This window comes from Pseudoalteromonas sp. SWXJ133 (assembly GCF_015864365.1).
In the GTDB taxonomy this organism is placed as follows: domain Bacteria; phylum Pseudomonadota; class Gammaproteobacteria; order Enterobacterales; family Alteromonadaceae; genus Pseudoalteromonas; species Pseudoalteromonas arctica.
Map to the genome: position 1 here is coordinate 199,679 of NZ_JADYXJ010000001.1, position 21,040 is coordinate 220,718.

Here is a 21,040-nt window from a genome sequence, read left to right on the forward strand (position 1 = left end):
TAACTGCAGCAAGCATACAGTTGCTGCATACGTATTCACTTAAACATTCACGGCGTATTAATCACTAATACCGTAGCAGCCATTGGCTCTAAGTTAATACTGTTAGTTAGTTTAAAAGTGTGTTGTGTGAATAATGCCTGCGCATTGGCATTTTTTGGTATGGCTTCTTGCATGTAATCAAGATTATGCTTTTGTTTTACTTTGTTTTTATTCATAAAAACTAATACTGTTTGCGTATCACTAACGCGAGCATAACTATAAACACCATTATTCGGACTGAAATGAACGAGCTTACCCTTTGCAAGCGCCGGGCTTTGCTTTCTAAAGTTAAGTAGCGTGCTTATAGTTTCGTGCATATCGCGCTGATCTTTACTTAACCCGACTCCAGTAAACGCATTAGCGTTTTGATTTTTGAACCCACCAGGAAAATCAATGCGTATATCACCATGATCTTTACTCGGCGTATTATCCAATAATATTTCGGTTCCATAATATATTTGAGCAATGCCGCGCGTTGTTAAAAACAAAGTCATCGCCATTTTAGTTTTAGCTAAGTCTTGCCCAAGCTCCGTATATACACGGCTCATATCGTGGTTATCAGCAAACACCATAATGTTATTGGTGTCTGGGTATAAAAAATCGTTAGCTAATGACTGATATACTTTAACCCAGCCTGTGCTCCAACTTTCATCTTCATTTAAAGCTCGAATTACCGCCTCTTGCAACGAAAAGTCCATCACACTGGGTAAGCTTGACACATACCCATCTTGATTTACTTTACCGCGCTGCCAATACGACGCTATTGCAGGGTTTGAAGTCCACTCCTCACCAACAATATTAAAGTGTGGGTATTCGTCCATAATGGCTTTTGTCCAATCACTTAAAAATGCTTTGTCTGAGTAAGAGTAAGTATCAACACGAATACCACTCAAATCCGCGTATTCAATCCACCAAATAGCATTTTGAATTAAATATTCACTTAATAATGGTTGGCGCTGATTTAAATCAGGCATGCTAGCAACAAACCAACCATCGCTAAATTGGCGTTTATCGTAGTTGCTAGCGTGCGGGTCTTGAATTGTTTGGCGCGCATGGCTTGTCGCATTTTTACCATTTTTAAATTCGCCATTAAAGTTAATCCAATCTTGAGTTGGTTTATCCTTCATCCACGGGTGTTCAGAGCCAAAATGATTAAGTACCATATCCATAACAAGGCCTATGCCTTGCTCTTTTGCTTTTACAGATAACGTTTTGTACAACTGGTTTGAACCCATACGTGGATCAACGTTATAAAAGTCTGTGATCGCGTAACCATGATAAGAATAATCTGGCATGTTGTTTTCAAGTACTGGCGTTAGCCAAAGCTGTGTCACGCCTAAATTATTTAAATACGGTAATGCGTTAATAACACCTTGAATATCCCCTCCATGTCGCCCGCCTTTAAAGCCTGGATTTGCAGCTTCTAGCATGCTTTTAACGGTGTCATTTGTGGAGTCGCCATTTACAAAGCGATCTGGGTTAATTAAATATAAAGCATCTGCACTTGTGAAACCTTGGCGTTGCGCGCTATTTTTATCTCGAGTAAATAAAGGAAACTCAAAGCTATGCGCTGTATTAGTGCTGTTAAACTTGAGCGTTCCTGCTTTGGCGTTATCGCTAATATTTAAATGAAGGAAAGCATAATTAGGGTTGTCGGTACGTGTTACGTTATTAAGTTCAACCCCTTTATACTTATCTAATTTAAATTCTTCGTTAGCTATATTTTGCTCATGCACGAGTACTGTAATATTATTTTTATTCATGCCTACCCACCAATTGGCAGGCTCTACATTAAGTGCATAACTAAAGCTTGGTAAGCTACATGCGCTTACTAGTAAAAGTGTGTTTAAAAATCGCATTATTAAACCTTTTTAATACTGGCTAAAAAATCTTGATGAGTTGGTAGCTGCGCAACTGTTGAGTTTATCAATGTTTTTAAGGTAGAAAATAAATCGCTCAGTTGCTCATCACTTAACGAATCCACAATACTATTGTAGTCATCAGGGATAAGCCCTTGCCCTATCATTACTTGCTGCCAAGCAACCTCAGCAAATAGCTCGTCGTCTTCGCGTACTACCTTGCCTGTTTGCTTAAATAAATTCATTTTTTGGCTCAGGGAGTTAGGTATATCCATTTGCCTACATTGGCGCCAAAATGAGGAGTCTTCTCGCTCGGTGAGTTTATAATGCAAAATAATAAAATCACGTATGTGCTCTAATTCAATAACGCTTTGTTTATTAAACTCCGTTACTAACGCATCGCTAATACCGTTGTGTGGAAATAGCTTAATTAAACGCGTAACCGCAGTTTGAATTAAATGAATACTGGTTGACTCTAGCGGCTCTAAAAAACCACTTGAGAGGCCAACCGACACCACATTTTTATGCCATTGCTTTAAACGCCGACCTGTTTTGAATTTTATAATACGGGGCTCTGTAATTGGCTCAGCGGGTAAGCTTTTTAGCAGTAACTGCTTAGCATCATCATCTGACAAGTATCTACTGCAATAAACAAGGCCATTACCAATACGATTTTGCAGTGGTATTTGCCATTGCCAACCAGCACTATGTGCAATAGATCGCGTATAGGGCTTAAGCTCATGAGTACTTTTTGTTTGTACGGCTACTGCACTATCGCATGGTAAGTAATGAGACCAATCAATAAAACCTGTATTTAGTGTTTGTTCAATTAATAGTGCACGCAGCCCGGTGCAATCTATAAATAAATCCCCACTAATTTGACTGTCGTTATCAAGTGCTAGGCTTTTAACATTGCCTGTATCGCATTGTTCAACATGGCTTATTTTTGCATCTATGTGTTTAACACCGCGCGATATAGCCAACTTTTTTAAGTATTCAGCGTAAAGCGTCGCATCAAAATGATATGCGTAACTCAGCCCAGGTAGTTGGGTATTAGGAATGGTATTTAAAGGGGCAAATTTATGCTGTTTAGCCGCTTGGTAATTGAGTGAAAAATCCCATAGTTCGTCTTCGCACCCCGTAACTTGGCCTTTTAACCAAAAATTATAAAAATCACAAAAAGGAAAGTCTTTACCAAACGAGCCAAACGCATGCATGTAGCTATGCCCTGGCGTTTTCCAATTTTCGAACTCAATACCTAATTTTATTGAAGCATTAGTGGCATTAATAAAATCTTGCTCGTTTATACCCAGCGCGTTATTAAGTTGAACAATCGGCGGTATAGTGGCTTCGCCAACCCCCACGGACCCAATAGACGATGATTCTATCAATGTGATATTAATTACTTTACCTAACACTTTATTAAGCAAGGCTGCTGTTATCCAACCTGCGGTACCACCGCCTGCAATTACGACATGTTTTATTGGTTTCATATTATTGCCCACGCTTTAATACAGCGCTCAATAAACTTAATTAAGCGAATTGGTATTAATCAGTGTTTGATAAACTAGCTATAAAAAAGCCCTTGTAAAACAAATCACAAGGGCTTCTACACACAACTTTTATTATAGCTTGTAACTAAAGCCTAACAAGTAAGTACGACCGTAATCTTGGTAGTCACGTACTTGTAGAGCATTATCGCCAGAAAGTGACGTAAACGGTTCTTCAGTTAAGTTTTGTACTTGAAACTGAACAGATAAACCTTCAAGGCTTTCAATACCGGCCTCAGAGAAGTCATAACCTGCTTGAACATCCCAAATAGTTTCACCTAAAATATCAACTTGTTCAGTGTTAAAACCTAAACCATACACATCACCTTTAAAGGCACTGCGTTTGCGCATACTGGTACGTAATTGTATACCATGCATTTCGTAGTAAACTGTTAAGCTTTGAATTTTATCCGAAAGACCTGGTAGCTCGTAATCGTTACCGTTTTGATCTTCAATATCAGACTCAATACCAGTATGGCTGGCAATTAAACCAAAACCTTCAAGAGATGGATGGAATATTTTAAATGGTAACGCTAGTGAAAGCTCGTAACCATATAAATCGCCACCGCCGCCATTTATTTTACCGCTGCCTGTACCTGATGATGTTGCAGGAACTTCACCTGTTGAAGGGTCAGCTACGCCCGACATATCAATTGCGTACGTGCCGTCAAAAATCCACTGAGTTAAATCTTTATAGAAAAACGCAGCAGAGAAGTAACCTTCATCGCTAAAGTAATTCTCGTAAGTAAAATCGTAGCCGGTTGCTTCTTTAGGTTCTAAATTTGGGTTACCACCCGATACAGACCAATAGTTACCATTTTCATCAGGTGTTTGATTATATGAAGCATTAACTGATGAATTCATTTCATCTAAGCGTGCACGAGAAATTGTTTTAGCAGCACCAAAACGTATCGTTTGTTGCTCATCAATCGCAAGTGACAGGTTTAAGCTAGGTAATACGTGCGAGTAATCATGACTTATGTTTGTAGGTGATGTAACAACCACACCATCAACAGTACTAAATGCATTACCTTGTGATGATTGATCAGTTTGTACATAACGCACGCCCACGTTACCCGTTAATGCAAGGCCGCTTACTTCAGCATTAATATTTGCTTGAACAAATGCAGAAGTAATTTCTTCTTTTACAGTCCACGATTTAGTCGCATGACTTGTATTTGTTAAGCTCTCTGCCAGTAAGTCGTAATAACCGTCGTTAACTAAGCCATTTACGTCATAAGCAATCATATCGCCCATGCCTATAAAGCCTAAATCAACACTTCCGTTACGGTACTGTTCTGGCACATTAAGCATGCCTGGGTTATCAAGCGAAAAGCTAGATAACGTCATAAAGTAACCTTCTGAATCTTTTGTTTTCTCACGTTCTTTGTAAGACATACCAAATTCAATAGAGCTTATGTACTCGTTTTCTAATACCTTTGAAGCCGCTATTTTTAATGTTGATAGCTCATCTTCAATGGTCGGTGCATTAATAAAACCATCTTGCGCTTGGTTTTCATACTCAGTACCAGTTAAACCATATTTATCGTTAAGTGCAGAGCTTGCACCCCACGATAGCGGGCCACCTAACTGTATTAAACCATAATCGCTATAATCTAAGTCATGAGTAAAACTTGCACCGGTGTTTCCACCATTAAATGTATAACCTAAGTTATCTGCAACACCGCGAGCATCACCACGCCCTGTACCTGAGTAACTCTCAACACTCCAGATTTTACGGTCTACTTGTGAATAACTTGCATCAAACTCTACTGACCACGAATCGTCAATATCATATTTAGTATTAAAACCAAAAGCTGTAAGTTCAGCTTCGCGTTCTTCATAATCGTTTCGAACTACTACACGTTGGCCTTGTGTTACTGCACTAGTTATAAAGCCAGATGCTTCATCAACTACAACACTATTTGCATCAATACTACCTTGTCCCCATGCAAATGGAACTTCAATACCGCGTAGAATTTTTTCATCTGTAAAATCTACATATAACGCATCAAACGTCATGTTTAATTTGTCAGTAGGGGCTGCTTCAAGTACTAGCATTGCAGAATCGCGCTCAAGCGTAGATGAACGTACAAATGGTTTAGCGCCGCCTAAAATTGAATAATCGTTACCATTTCCGGTGAATTCTGGGTAGCCCCATGAATTCCAACGTTTTTCTTGATTTGGTGAACTCATTGTATTTAAAGCAAATGCAACACCAATTGTATCGTCAGCAAACTGATCGATGTATGAGATAGTGCCTCGATAGCCGTCATCATTACCGTCTGGATTTAATTTACCAAAGCTGGTTTGCTCATACTGCCCATTTACTTGCACAACACGCTCGCCTTTACTTAAAGGGCGCACGGTTTGCATATTAATAACACCGGCAATACCTTCAGCATCAATACTTGCATTTGGCGTTTTATAAACAGTTACACCGCTCATTATTTCTGATGGATAAAGGTCAAACTCTACACCACGGTTATCACCAATCGATACCTGCTCACGACCGTTAAACGTTGTGCCACTTTCATTCTCGCCAAAACCACGGATAGAGACACGACTTGCTCGGCCATCTAAGCGCTGGGCGGTTAAACCTGGTAAGCGCGCAATCGATTCAGCAATTGAAGAATCTGGCAATTTGCCAATATCTTCAGCCGATATAGACTCTACAACCTGTGTAGAAAAACGTTTTGTGTTAATAGACTCAATCACACTGCCACGAAAGCCTTTAACTTCGATAACTTCTACATCATCTTTTTTTATTGTATCTTCTTGAGCAGCCTGTGTAGCAAAGCTAGATAAGCCTGCAGCTGTTAATGCCAAAGTTAATATACTTGGTTTGAACATAGACATAATGTTTTCCCGTTACCCATATTGTGATACCCGCGTTCAATGTTTAAGTGATAGTTAAACAAGGCGAGCTAATTTTGTTGTCAGGATGAATATTAACGCCAGATTTATTTTATTAACAACTTTATGCATACGTATTCAACAATTTCAAAGTAGCCTAATATTAACATACATTACACACATATAATTTTAACCATATGATTCTATTAAAAATAAACAAAACAAAAAACACTGAAAGAGCATGACAGATTAAATCTATTTTGTAGAAAACTAATAGCCTTCCCACTTGAATGTAAACAAGATGAAATTAATTGGCACTGTTATATAACGTTTAAATAATTGCACATTTACTAAGTGTTAAATTGGTCAGACCATTTCTAGTAAAACCAAGGGTATATTTCCTTTATAGTACAAACTGTTAGGTTAAATTTAACTAAAAAATGAATGAATAACATAATTGGTAAACATTAAACACACAAAACGAACACCGCTAAAGATGCGCTAAGCGCTTATTTTAAATAATTTTATTGCATTATTTTTAGTGCATACGTATGCAGACTTTTTACAGAATTAAAGGCTTCACGTATGCTTTTTGTAAATAACGTGATTAATCGTAATCACAATAAAGAATAGTCTAAATACTGTGTGGAATGACGGAGAAAAGCATGACCAAAAAGCAGTGGTATAAAGGTGCGGTTATTTATCAAGTTTATCCGCGTAGCTTTCAAGATAGCAACAACGATGGTATTGGTGACTTAAAAGGGATTATTAATCGTATTGATTACATTAAAAGCTTAGCCGTTGATGCAATTTGGATTTCACCTTTTTTCAAATCGCCGATGAAAGACTTTGGCTACGATATTAGTGACTACCGTGACATTGACCCGCTTTTTGGTGATTTAAACGATTTTGATGAACTTATTAGCCAAGCCCATGATCGCAACATTAAAATTATAATTGACCAAGTACTAAGCCATACATCAGATCAACACCAATGGTTTACAGATAGCCGCGAAAATCAAAATAACGATAAAGCGGATTGGTATGTTTGGGCTGAAGCTAAAGATGACGGCACAGCACCTAATAATTGGCTGTCTATTTTTGGTGGTGGCGCGTGGCAGTGGGAACCTCGCCGTGGGCAATATTATTTGCATAACTTTTTAACCGAACAACCTGATTTAAACTTTCATAATCCTGACGTAAGACAAGCTGTACTTGATAACGTAGAGTTTTGGCTTAAAAAAGGCGTTGATGGCTTTAGATTAGATGCTATTAATTTTTGCTATCACGATGCACAACTTCGCGATAACCCAGCTAAACCAAAAGATAAGCGCCAGGGTCGTGGCTTTAGTGAAGATAACCCATACGCATTTCAGTATCATTACTACAACAACACTCAGCCAGAAAATATTGAGTTTATGCAAGACATTCGCACATTACTTAATAAATACCCAGGTACTGTATCGCTTGGCGAAATCTCATCAGAGGATTCATTGGCGACAATGGCGCAATACACCCAAGGTGGCGATAAGCTGCACATGGGATATAGCTTTGAGCTCTTAACAAATGATTATTCAAGTGAATATATTAGAACTACGGTTCAAACTCTTGAACAACGTATGACTGAGGGTTGGCCGTGTTGGGCATTTAGCAACCATGATGTAGAGCGCGTAGCAAGTCGCTGGAGCGAAAATGGCGAAATAAACCCTCAACAATGTAAAATGCTAACCGCCCTACTTGCCTCCCTTCGTGGCAGTGTGTGTATGTACCAAGGTGAAGAGCTTGGTTTAGGTGAAGCAAGTGTTGCCTTTGAAGACTTACAAGACCCATACGGCATTACATTTTGGCCTAACTTTAAAGGGCGTGATGGCTGTAGAACGCCAATGCCTTGGGAGCAAGCTGATTCATCTCATGCGGGTTTTAGTGATGTAAAACCTTGGCTACCCGTTGATGATGCACACAAACAGCAATCAGTTGCGATACAAACTAATGATAGCAACTCAATTTTAAACGCCTACCGTGAATTTATGGCGTGGCGCAAAAGCCAAACTGTTTTACTAGAGGGTGATATTGAATTTATTGAAACGTCTGAGCCTGTGCTTGCTTTTTATAGAACGCTTGGACCGCAAAAAATGCTGTGCATATTTAATCTAAGCTCTCAACAAACAAGTATTGGTATGCCAACATCAATCGTTAAAGAATACAATGAGCTTAGCCACCACAGCGCAAAATTAAGCCAAAACACACTAACACTTGAGCCTTTCGCTTGCTTTTATGCAAAGTGTTAATGACATCAATAATTACACTTAATATTACAGCTAAGCTCTAAACATAAAAAAGCCCAAGTAAATTACTTGGGCTCTTTTATGCGTTTAATTTTTCTAATGACTTTGGGTTTTACTGTTTAAGTAGTCAGTTAAAGCAAATAAAACGCCTGACATTACAAACGTGACATGAATAGTCACTTTCCAAAGTAGCTCATCACTTGGATATGCGCCTGAGTTTATAAATACTTTTAATAACTCAACAGCCGAAATAGCGACTATCGCACTTATTAATTTCATCTTTAGACCTGAAAAACCAACTTTTCCCATCCAAGATGGTCTGTCTTCGTGATTATCAATATTAAGCTTAGAAACAAAGTTCTCGTAACCACTAAATGTAATGATCAGCAATAACCCCGCTAATAATGCCGTATCAACTAAAGTTAGAATACCGACAAGTAACTCTTGATTGGTTGCTGTAAATGTCGCAATACCCATTAAATAAAGCTGCTTAAAAAACTTTATTAACAACAGTACAACTGCAAATAGTAAACCCACAAAAAATGGGGCTAGTAGCCAACGCCCTTTAAAAATAAAAGATTCTAATGCATGCTCTACTTTATTAGCTTGGCGTGGTTTTTTATTAGGGGTGTGTGATGACATTGGTTTATCTTTTAATTAAAAAAAGCGACCTTAGCTTATAAACCACTGCAACACAATGCTGCGAAATCCTGACAAGTAAATTACTCATCCTCACGATAAAAAAATTTCGTTATCTTTTATTTCGTTTTCGTTTAAAAATCAGTATACCAACAGAGTTGTTCTGGATTGGGCACTACTGGTTTAAACCTAATCTTAAACTGGGTAAATCAGTCATCACACCATTTTTTTAGGAATAAACGAATGAAAAAAGCATTGCTAGCATTAATCGTAGCTCCACTATTTGCAGTATCTGCGACTTACGCGGTAGCAGACGATGCGCCAACAGCTTCAGCCGAAATGGTAAAAGAATACACAGAAATGTGTGTTAACTGGGCTAAAGATGATGACGTAAGCAATGAAGAGCTAAATGCCTACGTATTAAAATGCGTAAATGATGAGCTTGAATCTGAAGGGTATAAAAAAGTATCTTCTGTTAAGATTTAATCATACCAATTGCATTAAATTAGTGATCTATTATAGCGCTAAGAAAATAGCTCAATAGCAAGTGAAATAGCATGACATATAGTTGTTTTATATGAATGTTTTTTAACGCAGTGAGTGGGTTATTTAGTGCAATATAATGACCATGTTTTTAATAAAATTGGTATCTCCAATACGCTTAGTTGAATGTACTGCTAATAAAGCCGTTGCGAAAACATTTAACTAGGCACAAAAAAACCGGAATAGACACAAGCTGTGCGTTCCGGTTTTTTTATGGTTTTTTAAAACCTATAAAAAGTTATGAATAAGCGATAACGTGCTTATTCATCTTCTTTTTTAGCTTTCGCTTTAGGCTTTGCTTTAGCTGGTGCCTTTTTTGCAGCAGCTTTCTTTTTAGGTGCTGCCTTTTTCTTCGCTTCTTCTGTCCATTTACCTGCTTCATAATGAGCAGTCCAGCCAGTAGCTTTACCGTCAACTTCAGTCATAACATACTGAGCTTTATTTTTACGGCTGTAGCGTACAACAGCAAGATTACCATCAGGATCTTTAGCAGGTGCATCTGCTAAGTAATAAAACTTAGGCGAGATACGGTCTCTAAAGCGTTTTAACTCTTCTACCTTAGGTGCACGTGTTTCACGAGACTTAGGAAAAGTATTTGCAGCTAAAAATATACCAGCGGCGCCATCACGTAATACGAAATACGCATCTGACTTTTCACACTCTAATTCAGTAATGTGAACAGGATCTTCTTTTGGTGGAGCAGCTTCGCCACTTTTAAGTAGTTTACGTGTGTTTTTACACTCGTCATTATTACAGCCAAAATACTTACCAAAACGACCCGATTTAAGTTCCATGTCAGAGCCACATTTATCACATTCGATAATTGGTCCGTCATAGCCTTTAATTTTAAAGGTGCCTTCTTCAACAATATGCCCTTTACATGCGGGGTTATTACCACACACATGTAATTTACGGGTTTCGTCGATTAGGTATGAATCCATTGCAGTTTCACAAATAGGACAACGTTTCATCTGCATTAACTTTTCAGTTTCTACATCTTCTACATCAGCTGCAACTGCTTCATCACCCGACACCAAGTTCATTGTTGTAGTGCAGCGCTCTTTTGGCGGAAGGCTGTAACCAGTACACCCTAAGAAAACACCAGTTGATGCTGTGCGTATACCCATTTTTCGGCTACACGTAGGACATTCAATATCCGTTTCAACCATCTCGTTGAGACGCATGCCGCCATTTTCTGGCTCATCTTTAGCGACAGTTAATTGCGTTGAAAAATCAGCATAAAATTTATCAAGAACTTCAGTCCATACTCGCTCGCCTTCAGCGATGTCATCTAAACGGCCTTCCATTTTTGCTGTAAAATCAAAATTCATTAAATCTGTGAAGTTTTCAACCAAACGATCGGTAACAATCTCACCCATTTTTTCAGCAAAGAAACGGCGATTTTCTACACGTACATAACCACGATCTTGAATCGTTGATATAATTGACGCATAAGTAGATGGACGACCAATACCGCGTTTTTCAAGCTCTTTTACTAAACTTGCTTCACTAAAGCGCGCTGGCGGTTTAGTAAAGTGCTGCTTAGGATCAAGTTCGATTAAAGTAAGGACTTCACCTTCTTTAACAGCCGGTAATGATTGATCTTCTTCGTTTTTCTTACGTATTGCAGGCTGTACTTTAGTCCAACCATCAAAGCGTAGCACACGGCCTTTTGCTTTAAGTTGGAAGTCGTTAGCTTCAACTGTAAGCGTTGTTAAATCGTATTCGGCAGGTACCATTTGGCACGCTACAAACTGACGCCAAATTAGCTCGTACAGTTTTTTAGCATCAGCATCTACACCTTCAACATGCCCAGATAGCACGGTAACGCTTGAAGGACGTATTGCCTCATGCGCTTCTTGTGCATTACCTTTAGAGCTGTAGCTAATTGGATCTTTTGGTAAATATTTAGCACCAAACTCGTTCGTTACGTACTCACGACACATTTCAACCGCATCTTTTGAAAGATTAGTTGAATCGGTACGCATATACGTAATATAACCGCCTTCATACAAACGCTGAGCAAGCATCATGGTCTTTTTAACGCCATAACCTAAACGCGTACTTGCCGCTTGTTGCATGGTTGAAGTAATTAATGGCGCACTTGGACGACTTTTGCTTGGTTTTTCTTCAACGCTAATTACTTTATATTCTGCATTCTCAAGGCTTTTAACCGCTGCGCTAGCCTGAGCTTCATTTACAGGCTTAAATGGCTTTCCTGCTTGTTTGGCTACTTCTAAGCGTAACTCAGACTCAGTATTTTTAACGTCAGCGTGAATATCCCAAAATTCTTCAGGGATAAACGCCTTAATTTCACGCTCACGCTCTACTAATAAACGTACCGCAACAGACTGAACTCGTCCTGCAGAAAGTCCACGGGCCACTTTAGCCCACAATAAAGGTGATACCATAAAGCCAACAACACGGTCTAAAAAGCGACGTGTTTGCTGAGCATAAACCATATCAGTATTAAGCTCGCCAGGTGTTTCAAACGCTTGCTGTATTGCGTTTTTAGTAATTTCGTTAAAAACTACGCGCTTATATTTAGCAGGATCACCACCAATGATTTCTTGAAGGTGCCAAGCAATTGCTTCCCCTTCTCTATCCAAATCCGTTGCGAGATATATTTGGTCTGCATTTTCAGCCAGCTTTTGTAATTCTTGAACAACTTTTTCTTTACCAGGCAGTATTTCGTAATGCGGATCCCAGCCTTGGTTTGGGTCTATACCCATACGCGCGACTAAGTTTGTATAATCTCGTTGCTTTTTATACGCTGCTTTCTCTTCAGGTTCCATTTTACGAACTTCTGCTGGCGTTTTAGTTGCCGGCACTTTAGCTTTGCTCGAACCTGAAGTAGGTAAATCTCGTACATGCCCAATACTGGACTTTACGATGAAGTCATTACCTAAATATTTATTAATTGTTTTAGCCTTAGCAGGAGACTCTACAATTACTAGCGATTTGCCCATAGTTGCCTATTTCTAACCAAATATTAAAAATGTGTTTTGCCGACATAAGCGGCGCGAATATTTATAGGTATATCTACAAACACTAGTTGTTACAAGCTTTTAATACAAACTTTTCAGTATTTACTGAATAAACGAACAATTTTTGTCGTTAAATTAAACAAACTGGTGTTTTTAGATTAATTGATGTGGAATATATAGAACAGAAACAAAAATGCCAACCCAAAGGTTGGCATTTTAAATACTTTATTTGCTCTAAGGCTTTGGCTCATCCAAAATCGACATCACAGTATATTGAGTTTTGACCCCGCCTGGTGTTTCAAACTCGATATATAAAAAGCCAGAATCAACTTCATCTGGAGCTGTTTCTTTAGTAATATTGACAGTGACTGAATTAGGAGTTTTTTGCGCGGTGTTAGCTACAGTGTAGTCAGTCAATCCCTTCAACACAGCATTATCAGATGTTACTTTAACAGTAGTACCCTCAGGTAATGGGTTGTTATGGATATCACTAAAGAAAATGGTAACCGAAATTGCACTGTAAGGCGTCGAATTACTAATATCGATCAGGTTAATATCACACATACCAGCCATATCAGAGGCTTCTAAACTAATTCCACTATTTAAGGTACAATCATTTAAGGATGTTACAGCTCTAATATAGGGGGTACTACCAGACATAACTAACTCTGAACGAGCACGTACATTTATGGTTTCTCTTGTACAAGCATTAGCTGTAAGTGCTTCATCACTACACAGTAAACCATTATAAATACCATCACCTAAATCGTATTGTCCATTATCTAGTGCGCCAGAACGCTCAATATACCATTCATTTTCACCACCATTGGAGTCAATAGGGTTAACTGGTGCCGAAGAATTACCATCAAATACGCCATTTTCATTAAAGTCTATAAATGCTTCCGGTAAGTCTTGTAATGTAGAGTCAAACTCATTTTGATTAAATTCGCCATTTGCTGATACATCATTGAATGACTCCTCACCCACAGAATAAGCCAACAAACTTACTCGTCCTCCAAGAGGGTAATCAATCGGTGCAAGTGCTGGTGCATCACTAAACGCTATAGGATTACCACTACTGTCAAGATAAGTGATTAAATTACCACTTGCATCTAATTGCGACTCCCTGATGCCTAAAGAACAAGGTGCTGCTTTTCCAAAATGTCGATCACACTTTTCTACTACAGAGTTCTGGTAAATACTATAATGATAAGGAATAGGGTTTTGGCTACGCCACTGTGCACTACATACACCATCAATCGTACGGCACAGTAATAAAGGTGAAAACTGCTGCCCATCAATAGTACCTACTGCCCCACCTTCACTGGCAATATAAATTGCCGTATTATCAGGTACGAAATTATTAAAGTGATCTGCGGCAAATACGGTTAAATCGGTAGTTACTCCCGCTTCATTTAATGACTCAGTATTAAACGATTGCACTGCAAGAGTGAAACTGTCTTGATCTGGTACCCCTGTAGTAATAGTAATATCGTTTGAAACGATTGAAATAACACTGTTTTGAGAGTTATCTGTACTTACTACTTGATGAGAAGCAATAACAGATAAAACCCCGGCGGCTCTTCCTGAGCGCACATTTACAGTTACTAAACCTTCGTTGTTGGTAAATTGAAATACGCTACCCAATAAAGCACCACCGGGGTTTTGTGAAAGTGCAAAATCTATTTGCTTTTGACCTACAGGATTTCCATTAATATCCAAAAGTTTAAAGGTTAACTCTGAATTTTCAGTGAGGGTTTGTCCCCCAGCTCCTTTAATAGCTAAAACTTGATTGGTCGAACCCATAAGAGCAATAGAACCCGTTTGAGCTGCTGCTACATTAATATTAATTGTTTGTGTTGCAACATTGCCACCAGTAACCACTGTGGCCGTGATTGTATCAACACCATTACACCCATCAGCCTTATATGTTGTGCTGGCTATGCCTCCAATGCTGCTTACAACACTATCAATAGTTGCTCTAGGCGTTGATTCTTGAGCACATGCAGACGTAAACTGTACTTCAAGGGGTGTCGTAAATAAATTATTATTACTATCTACAATTTTCGCAGTAATTACTGTAGTAGAACCCGCTGATAATATATCAGACGAATCAATACCCGAGCTTAAATCGACACTGACTTGAACAGCATTAATCTCAAATAAAGCAGAGGCGATGCTACTTTGTGATGTCAATTCAACCTGACCTACACCAGAGCTACTTCCAGGTAATAGATTTAAAACTGCAATACCAAACGCATCCGTTTTTGCAGTTAAGCTCTCTGGCAATAAAACACCTAATGTCGTCGTAGCGCTAACTAGCACATTACTTGCTGGGGTATTCGTCCCTGCTTTAGTAATTTTTGCATAGATAATAGCTTGCTGAGCTACAAGGTTACTATTTTCTGAACAATCAGAGGAGTTAAGCTCAATCGAGTCACGGTCAATGCTAAGCCAATTATCGGGGCAGTTTTGTAAAATTTTAATGTCAATTTTAGCGCTAGAATCATCCGATGGAGCTTCATCTCCGGTAGTATAAAAACCGAGTTTACTGCTAGTCTCTTCATACGTTGCTATAACGGTACCTGCACCTTCAACACTTCCAGCTGCTAGCTCAATAGTTGCAACCCCGCTAGTGTCAGTTAGAGCACTACCTGTTGCGGGTATAAATGAGCCTAATGTAGTTGTAAAACTCACTTCTTGACGTTGTATTGGCTGCCCATCAGTACCTACAACTGTCGCTGTGATTTCTAATGGTGAATCTGCAGTGACAGGACGATCTTCAAAGGAAATTTCGATATTCGCTGCTTGTATAATAGTGTCTCCACCAGTATTCCCTGTATCATCACTTAATGTCTCGCCATCTTTTTCAAGTGACCCACCGCCACCACAGGCTGTAAGTAAAAAACTGAGCAATAAGATGCTGAGTAGTCGCATTAAAGGCATGAACCTCTCCCTAGCGTTGTTATTATATGTAGTATTAATTATTACTTAATATTAACCTATAACTTAGTCTAAAATCATAGTTTTTTATTACTTTTTTATGCAAAATATTTTTAAATAAATACTAACTTTTTCTGTAGTAAATATTTCCTTGCTGGTAGTCTATGGCAAATTTATAAAATGTAGATCAGGAAATATGTCAAAAATCCGTTCAATGAGTTTGACCACTCGCATCATGATTGGTATGGCGCTTGGGGTTACAGTAGGTTTTATATTTCAGGCTATATTAGCTGGTGAAGACGATTATCTAATACCACTTGGGTTATTCTCTTTGCCAATTAAAGCCTTTTTTGTGGATGGTATTTTCCATGTAGGTGGTCAAATATTCATTGCAAGCTTGAAAATGTTAGTTGTTCCTCTTGTTTTTGTATCGCTTGTTTGTGGTACCTGTAGCTTAAGTGACCCTAAAAAACTAGGCCGCCTAGGTGGTAAATCTATTGGTTTATATTTATTAACTACGGCTATTGCAATAACAGTAGCAATTACGCTTGCCTTATTATTTAGCCCCGGTGAAGGTATAAGTTTACCATCTAATGCAACATACGATGCGAAAGAAGCACCGACTCTTGCTCGTGTAATTATAGATATGTTTCCTACGAATCCTTTTGAAGCAATGGCCAAAGGCAATATGCTTCAAGTTATCGTGTTTGCACTTTTATTTGGTGTAGCAATGGCATTAAGTGGTAAAGCGGGAAAACGCGTTGCTGCTGTATTTGAAGATTTAAACACAGTGATTTTAAAACTAGTTACGCTTTTAATGAATATTGCCCCTTATGGCGTGTTCTTTTTAATGGCAAAACTGTTTACCACAATTGAGCTTAACTTAATTGTGAGCTTAGCGAAGTATTTTGGCGTGGTCGTATTGGCGCTGTTATTACATGCGCTTGTAAATTACACCTTATTACTAAAAGTGCTTACAGGCTTAAACCCACTTATTTTCTTAGCAAAAATGAAGCACACATGCTTATTTGCATTTAGTACTTCAAGCTCAAGCGCAACTATGCCTATTACACTTGAAACTGCCACTAAAAAGTTAGGCGCTAATAACTCTGTTGCCTCATTTACTATCCCACTGGGTGCTACCATTAACATGGATGGCACCGCTATTATGCAAGGTGTGGCTACCGTGTTCATTGCACAAGTGTTTAGTGTCGATTTAACAATTTCTGATTACCTTATGGTTATATTAACGGCAACACTTGCCTCTGTAGGTACAGCAGGCGTACCTGGTGTTGGTTTAATAATGCTGGCAATGGTACTTAACCAAGTTGGCTTACCTGTAGAAGGGATTGCAATCATTATCGGTGTAGATAGATTACTTGATATGACACGTACAGCAGTTAATGTAACCGGGGATTGTATGGTTACCTGTGTTGTAGCTAAATCTGAAGGGGAGCTTGATGAGAGCATCTTTAACGACCCTAATGCAGCTAAAGACTTAGAAGATTATCATAAATCTATTGACTCATAAGCTACATTTATACAGCTATAAAAAACCTTGATGCAATCCATCAAGGTTTTTTTTCGAGTCAAAATAATTAAACTGAATCCTAAAAAAGATTCTAATCTAAGGATTTAACGACTTAAACTTAGAAAGTAAGTTTATTCCCACTTTATTTACACCACTACTCAAGCCAAGAGCTAGCTTATCGCTCAACCCTTTTTTAACTTTGTATTTAATCTTATAAATTTGGCGCTCATGTTGCTGCTCTAGCAATGCATCATCACTTGTTTTTATAACATCTACCAAGCCTTTATCAATCGCTTGAGTTGCAAACCAATGCTCACCTGTCGCAACTAAGTTTATATCTAACCTTGGGCGTTGAGTGCTTACAAACGTTTTAAATAAATCATGTGTTTGTTCAATTTCTTCACGAAATTTTTCACGGGCCTTATCTGTGTTTTCACCAAATAAAGTAAGTGTGCGTTTAAATTCACCTGCTGTTATTTGCTCAAATTCAACATCATTTTTCTTTAATATTTTATTAAAGTTAGGTATTTGAGCTATCACACCAATAGATCCAACTATTGCAAAAGGCGCTGCAAGTATCTCGTCCGCGACACACGCCATCATGTAACCACCACTTGCTGCCACTTTATCAATTGCAACACTCAGAGGAATACCCGCACTTTTAATACGCTGTAACTGAGATGCAGCAAGTCCGTAGCCATGTACAACACCGCCACCACTTTCTAAACGAATAAGTACTTTGTCTTTACTTGGATCGGCAATAGAGATAATAGCCGTTATTTCTTCTCGTAAGCTTTCTACTTCGTGAGCGTCCATACTACCCACAAAGTCAATTACATATAAACGAGGTTTAGGCTCATCTTTATCTGCTTTTTTACTCTTTGATTTAAGTTGTTTTTGATGCGCTTTAAGCTCTTTTTTACCCAGCGTATTTTGTAAGAAGCTTTCTTTAAGTTCAACTAGCTGCTCTGATATATCGTCAATTTGTATTTCACCTTTTTTGGCCTTTGGCTTAACTGCAGCGCCAACTATTAGCATTAAAATAACTGCTATAGCGATAACAAAAGTAACTGTTTTAGCAAAAAACAAACCGTATTCGTATAAAAATTCCAACTGGTTTCTCCATTTATAAATTTCAGCTAATTTAGCATGCTTTAAAGCAAAAAAAAGCCACTTTTCAGTGGCTTTTAAAGGTTAATTATTTTACTGGTTATTAATCAGTCACAACCTCAGGGTTGAAAACTAATAACATCCGTCCACGAGAAGCTAAATAAACAGCTACTTGCAACTGCATTTCTGCATTAGCGGCAGCACTGCCTTCAACAGTTGCAGCCTGTGCAGCATCTTGAGCTGGTGTTAATATAGAACCATGATGCCCTTTAGTGAATTTAACTAAATAGCTTGCCGGTGCTTCACTCAAGGCTTGCGAAGAGCTTACTGTTTCAAGACCCATCAAGTTAGCTAATGGAATTGTGCCAGAAATAGGATTGTTAGCTGCCATTGGTGGTATCACTTGGTCAGGCTTGTTATCAACACCATCACCCACAACAACATTAGTATAAACAGGAGTACCTAATGCTTTCACAGTGGCTGCGTAGTTCGTTGGGTCGCCACTATCTAGAGCTGTTTGCGCCGCAAAAGCAAACTGTGTAAATACACCTTGAATGTTAGTAAGTTTAGTCGTTTCACCCGCAGTGGTAAGTGATGCAATATATTCGTTGTAACCACATGTCAAGTAAGCTTCCATGTCTGGTATTAATGAGCCACAGTTAGAAACTGCATCTCCTTGTAAGTATGCAGTAAATTCATCAGCTTCTGTCGTACCCGCTTGTGAAAGTACTGAACCTTGAATAAATGGACCAAACGCAGCAGATTCAAGTAAGAAGCTTGCTATACCGCCACCACCACTTGCAAGAGCTACCGTGTTTACATTAAATAGCGGATCAAGCGTTTCTGCCATTGGCGTATTAGCTTGAGCAATAAATGCTGGAGCAACAATAGAACCTAACGAATGCCCAATGTAGGTAACGTCTTTACTATTAATAGTTGTATCGTTAATAAAGTTTAAGCCTAAACGAAGGCCTAATAAATCAGCAGCCGATTGACGTAAGCTATCACGTGCAACAAGTAATGAACTTAAGTTCATGTAACTAAGCACAGAGCCCGTTGTAGCATTAAAATCGTCTGTTCCATCATCATCAGCATCTATTCCACGCTCACCATGGCGAGGATGGTCTATTGCAACTGTAGCAAAGCCCTGAATTGAAAGCTGCGCCGTTAAAGCGAGCATACTTTCTTTTTGTGTTGTAATGCCGTGTTGCATAATAACAACAGGCCAACCACCTTCTGGGATACTTTCAAGCTCAGGTAAACCATAAACTGAACGATAAATATTTATATCAGCTAAAATTGGCTTTGTAATTTGTACAGGTATAGTCTCATTGCTTTGAGCTAGTGGAACTGGGTTATATTTAGTTAAATGCCGAGTAATATCTATTTTTGGATAGTCATGTAGACGGGTATTTATTTGCTGACAAACGTCTTCATAAGGCCCTTCGTCAAACATAGTTGCATCAATATCTTCTTCTTTACCCTCATCTCGTAATTTTTGATCCGCGGCTAACTGATTTAATACTGCAACAGGGCTTGAACACATTGCTTTCCAGTATGTGTCATTCAAAGCACTTATATCTGTACCTGTTGGTGTGCCTAGATACATTGGTAAAGTAATTTCACCTTTAATGTATTCAACAGCATCAAATGGTGCAAAAGTAGCTATATCTGGAAAATCTAAAAAATCTTTAACCGTTTCTTCAGACTCTGTGATAGTTATTTTTGGTATGGTTGCAGGGTTTCTCAAACTACCAGCTAATAATTGTTTAATGGTACCAAGCACTGGCCCTGCAGACTGAATAGTCATTGCGCTAGAAAAAATAATATCGTCTTTTGAAATGTCACCTGAACTAACCACTACATTTTCGTAGCTATTTACAGCACCTTGTAAACCAAGTTGAGCATCTGTAATTAATGGCGCTTCTTCACTCACAGAGGCATAAGTAGATGAAGGCTCAATAGAACGACCTAAAGAATCTTTAAGCCCTGTAGTTAATACATTGATGTATGAGCTACCGGCCGTAAATGGTTTTAAAGGAATAATTGCAACGCCATCACCTGAGGCCTGAGTTACAAAGTCAACGCCAAAAGTAAGCTCGCCAACCAGTTTACAAGCTGTTCCAGCAGCGACTACAGAACATTCTGCGTCGGTTAAACTCGCACCCATTACAACTTCAAAAATCCTTACTGTACCAGGGGTCCCCGCAGACGCTTCATCTAAACTAACATTTGGTGGAAATGTTAAATCAATTTTATAAGGAACCTGCGAAGACCAACCGTCAAGCGCACCTAGTGCAAGTTGAGGGTTTGCATAAGCCGCGCGAGAAACAAAAATATTATTATCATCTGTTTCATCTGGCAGATTTAGAGTCCCGTCTAAAGTACCACTGAGTAGTAAATCGTTAGGTACCGATAAGATACCTGCTGCAGGATCAAATGTAACTGTTGCTGTTGGGACAACTGGTGCTGTGTCATTTTTGACATCTGTTAACGTTTCTCCACCGCCACAACCTGCTAAAGCAGCTGTAACTGAGAGTGAAAGTAGCATTTTTTTCATATTGTTGGCTCCGCACGTATTTTATTTTTATAGTGTGTTTAATCAGTGTATTAAGTTAAAACAATGTAATCAGGTTATTAATGAGACATTAGACCAGTTAAACTTAACGTAAAGTTTCTATTTTCGCCACCTAATTTT

At 38.6% G+C, this 21,040-nt stretch carries 11 protein-coding genes; 3 read left to right on the top strand and 8 right to left on the bottom strand.

What is annotated here, in order from left to right:
- Positions 1-47: 47 nt before the first annotated feature.
- From I6F40_RS00790 to I6F40_RS00800, 3 genes are all read right to left on the bottom strand, one after another.
- Positions 48-1,898, bottom strand: a complete 1,851-nt coding sequence (locus tag I6F40_RS00790; protein ID WP_197192364.1) for a glycoside hydrolase family 13 protein — start codon at positions 1,896-1,898, stop codon at positions 48-50.
- A gap of 2 nt (positions 1,899-1,900) precedes the next feature.
- Complete coding sequence (locus tag I6F40_RS00795) at positions 1,901-3,391, bottom strand: tryptophan halogenase family protein (protein WP_165740484.1); 1,491 nt, start codon at positions 3,389-3,391, stop codon at positions 1,901-1,903.
- A gap of 132 nt (positions 3,392-3,523) precedes the next feature.
- Positions 3,524-6,307: a TonB-dependent receptor gene (locus I6F40_RS00800; RefSeq protein ID WP_197192365.1), complete on the bottom strand. Its 2,784-nt coding sequence runs from the start codon at positions 6,305-6,307 to the stop codon at positions 3,524-3,526.
- 662 nt (positions 6,308-6,969) lie between these two features.
- Here I6F40_RS00800 and I6F40_RS00805 point away from each other — a divergent pair.
- Positions 6,970-8,592, top strand: a complete 1,623-nt coding sequence (locus tag I6F40_RS00805; RefSeq protein WP_197192366.1) for an alpha-glucosidase — start codon at positions 6,970-6,972, stop codon at positions 8,590-8,592.
- 93 nt (positions 8,593-8,685) lie between these two features.
- On the opposite strand, the gene I6F40_RS00810 is transcribed toward I6F40_RS00805, so the two are convergent.
- Entirely contained in the window at positions 8,686-9,231 is a 546-nt protein-coding gene (locus tag I6F40_RS00810) for a TIGR00645 family protein (RefSeq protein ID WP_007582598.1), read from the bottom strand.
- A 240-nt stretch (positions 9,232-9,471) separates the two neighbouring features.
- On the opposite strand from I6F40_RS00810, the gene I6F40_RS00815 reads away from it, so the two are divergent.
- Positions 9,472-9,714 carry a hypothetical protein gene (locus tag I6F40_RS00815; RefSeq protein WP_007582596.1) on the top strand — a complete coding sequence of 81 codons (243 nt, stop codon included), beginning with the start codon at positions 9,472-9,474 and terminating at the stop codon, positions 9,712-9,714.
- Between the two features lie 317 nt (positions 9,715-10,031).
- Here I6F40_RS00815 and topA read toward each other — a convergent pair whose 3' ends face one another.
- Positions 10,032-12,740 carry a type I DNA topoisomerase gene (topA, locus tag I6F40_RS00820; RefSeq protein ID WP_197192367.1) on the bottom strand — a complete coding sequence of 903 codons (2,709 nt, stop codon included), beginning with the start codon at positions 12,738-12,740 and terminating at the stop codon, positions 10,032-10,034.
- Positions 12,741-12,992: 252 nt separating this feature from the next.
- Positions 12,993-15,704: a hypothetical protein gene (locus I6F40_RS00825; protein WP_197192368.1), complete on the bottom strand. Its 2,712-nt coding sequence runs from the start codon at positions 15,702-15,704 to the stop codon at positions 12,993-12,995.
- A gap of 193 nt (positions 15,705-15,897) precedes the next feature.
- Here I6F40_RS00825 and I6F40_RS00830 point away from each other — a divergent pair, with 193 nt between their 5' ends.
- On the top strand, positions 15,898-17,232 hold the full coding sequence (locus I6F40_RS00830) for a dicarboxylate/amino acid:cation symporter (protein WP_166376248.1): 1,335 nt from the start codon (positions 15,898-15,900) through the stop codon (positions 17,230-17,232).
- 96 nt (positions 17,233-17,328) lie between these two features.
- On the opposite strand, the gene sohB is transcribed toward I6F40_RS00830, so the two are convergent.
- Positions 17,329-18,345, bottom strand: coding sequence for a protease SohB (gene sohB, locus I6F40_RS00835; protein ID WP_166376247.1), 1,017 nt, complete (start codon positions 18,343-18,345; stop codon positions 17,329-17,331).
- Positions 18,346-18,445: 100 nt separating this feature from the next.
- On the bottom strand, positions 18,446-20,902 hold the full coding sequence (locus I6F40_RS00840) for a VolA/Pla-1 family phospholipase (protein WP_197192369.1): 2,457 nt from the start codon (positions 20,900-20,902) through the stop codon (positions 18,446-18,448).
- Positions 20,903-21,040: the final 138 nt, after the last annotated feature.

What these genes read in the sequence shown, in the direction of transcription:
- I6F40_RS00825 (WP_197192368.1), bottom strand. Translation starts at nt 15,704, where the DNA reads ATGCCTTTAATGCGACTACTCAGCATCTTATTGCTCAGTTTTTTACTT.
- I6F40_RS00790 (WP_197192364.1), bottom strand. Translation starts at nt 1,898, where the DNA reads ATGCGATTTTTAAACACACTTTTACTAGTAAGCGCATGTAGCTTACCA.
- I6F40_RS00805 (WP_197192366.1), top strand. Translation starts at nt 6,970, where the DNA reads ATGACCAAAAAGCAGTGGTATAAAGGTGCGGTTATTTATCAAGTTTAT.
- topA (WP_197192367.1), bottom strand. Translation starts at nt 12,740, where the DNA reads ATGGGCAAATCGCTAGTAATTGTAGAGTCTCCTGCTAAGGCTAAAACA.
- I6F40_RS00800 (WP_197192365.1), bottom strand. Translation starts at nt 6,307, where the DNA reads ATGTCTATGTTCAAACCAAGTATATTAACTTTGGCATTAACAGCTGCA.
- I6F40_RS00795 (WP_165740484.1), bottom strand. Translation starts at nt 3,391, where the DNA reads ATGAAACCAATAAAACATGTCGTAATTGCAGGCGGTGGTACCGCAGGT.
- I6F40_RS00840 (WP_197192369.1), bottom strand. Translation starts at nt 20,902, where the DNA reads ATGAAAAAAATGCTACTTTCACTCTCAGTTACAGCTGCTTTAGCAGGT.
- I6F40_RS00815 (WP_007582596.1), top strand. Translation starts at nt 9,472, where the DNA reads ATGAAAAAAGCATTGCTAGCATTAATCGTAGCTCCACTATTTGCAGTA.
- I6F40_RS00810 (WP_007582598.1), bottom strand. Translation starts at nt 9,231, where the DNA reads ATGTCATCACACACCCCTAATAAAAAACCACGCCAAGCTAATAAAGTA.
- I6F40_RS00830 (WP_166376248.1), top strand. Translation starts at nt 15,898, where the DNA reads ATGTCAAAAATCCGTTCAATGAGTTTGACCACTCGCATCATGATTGGT.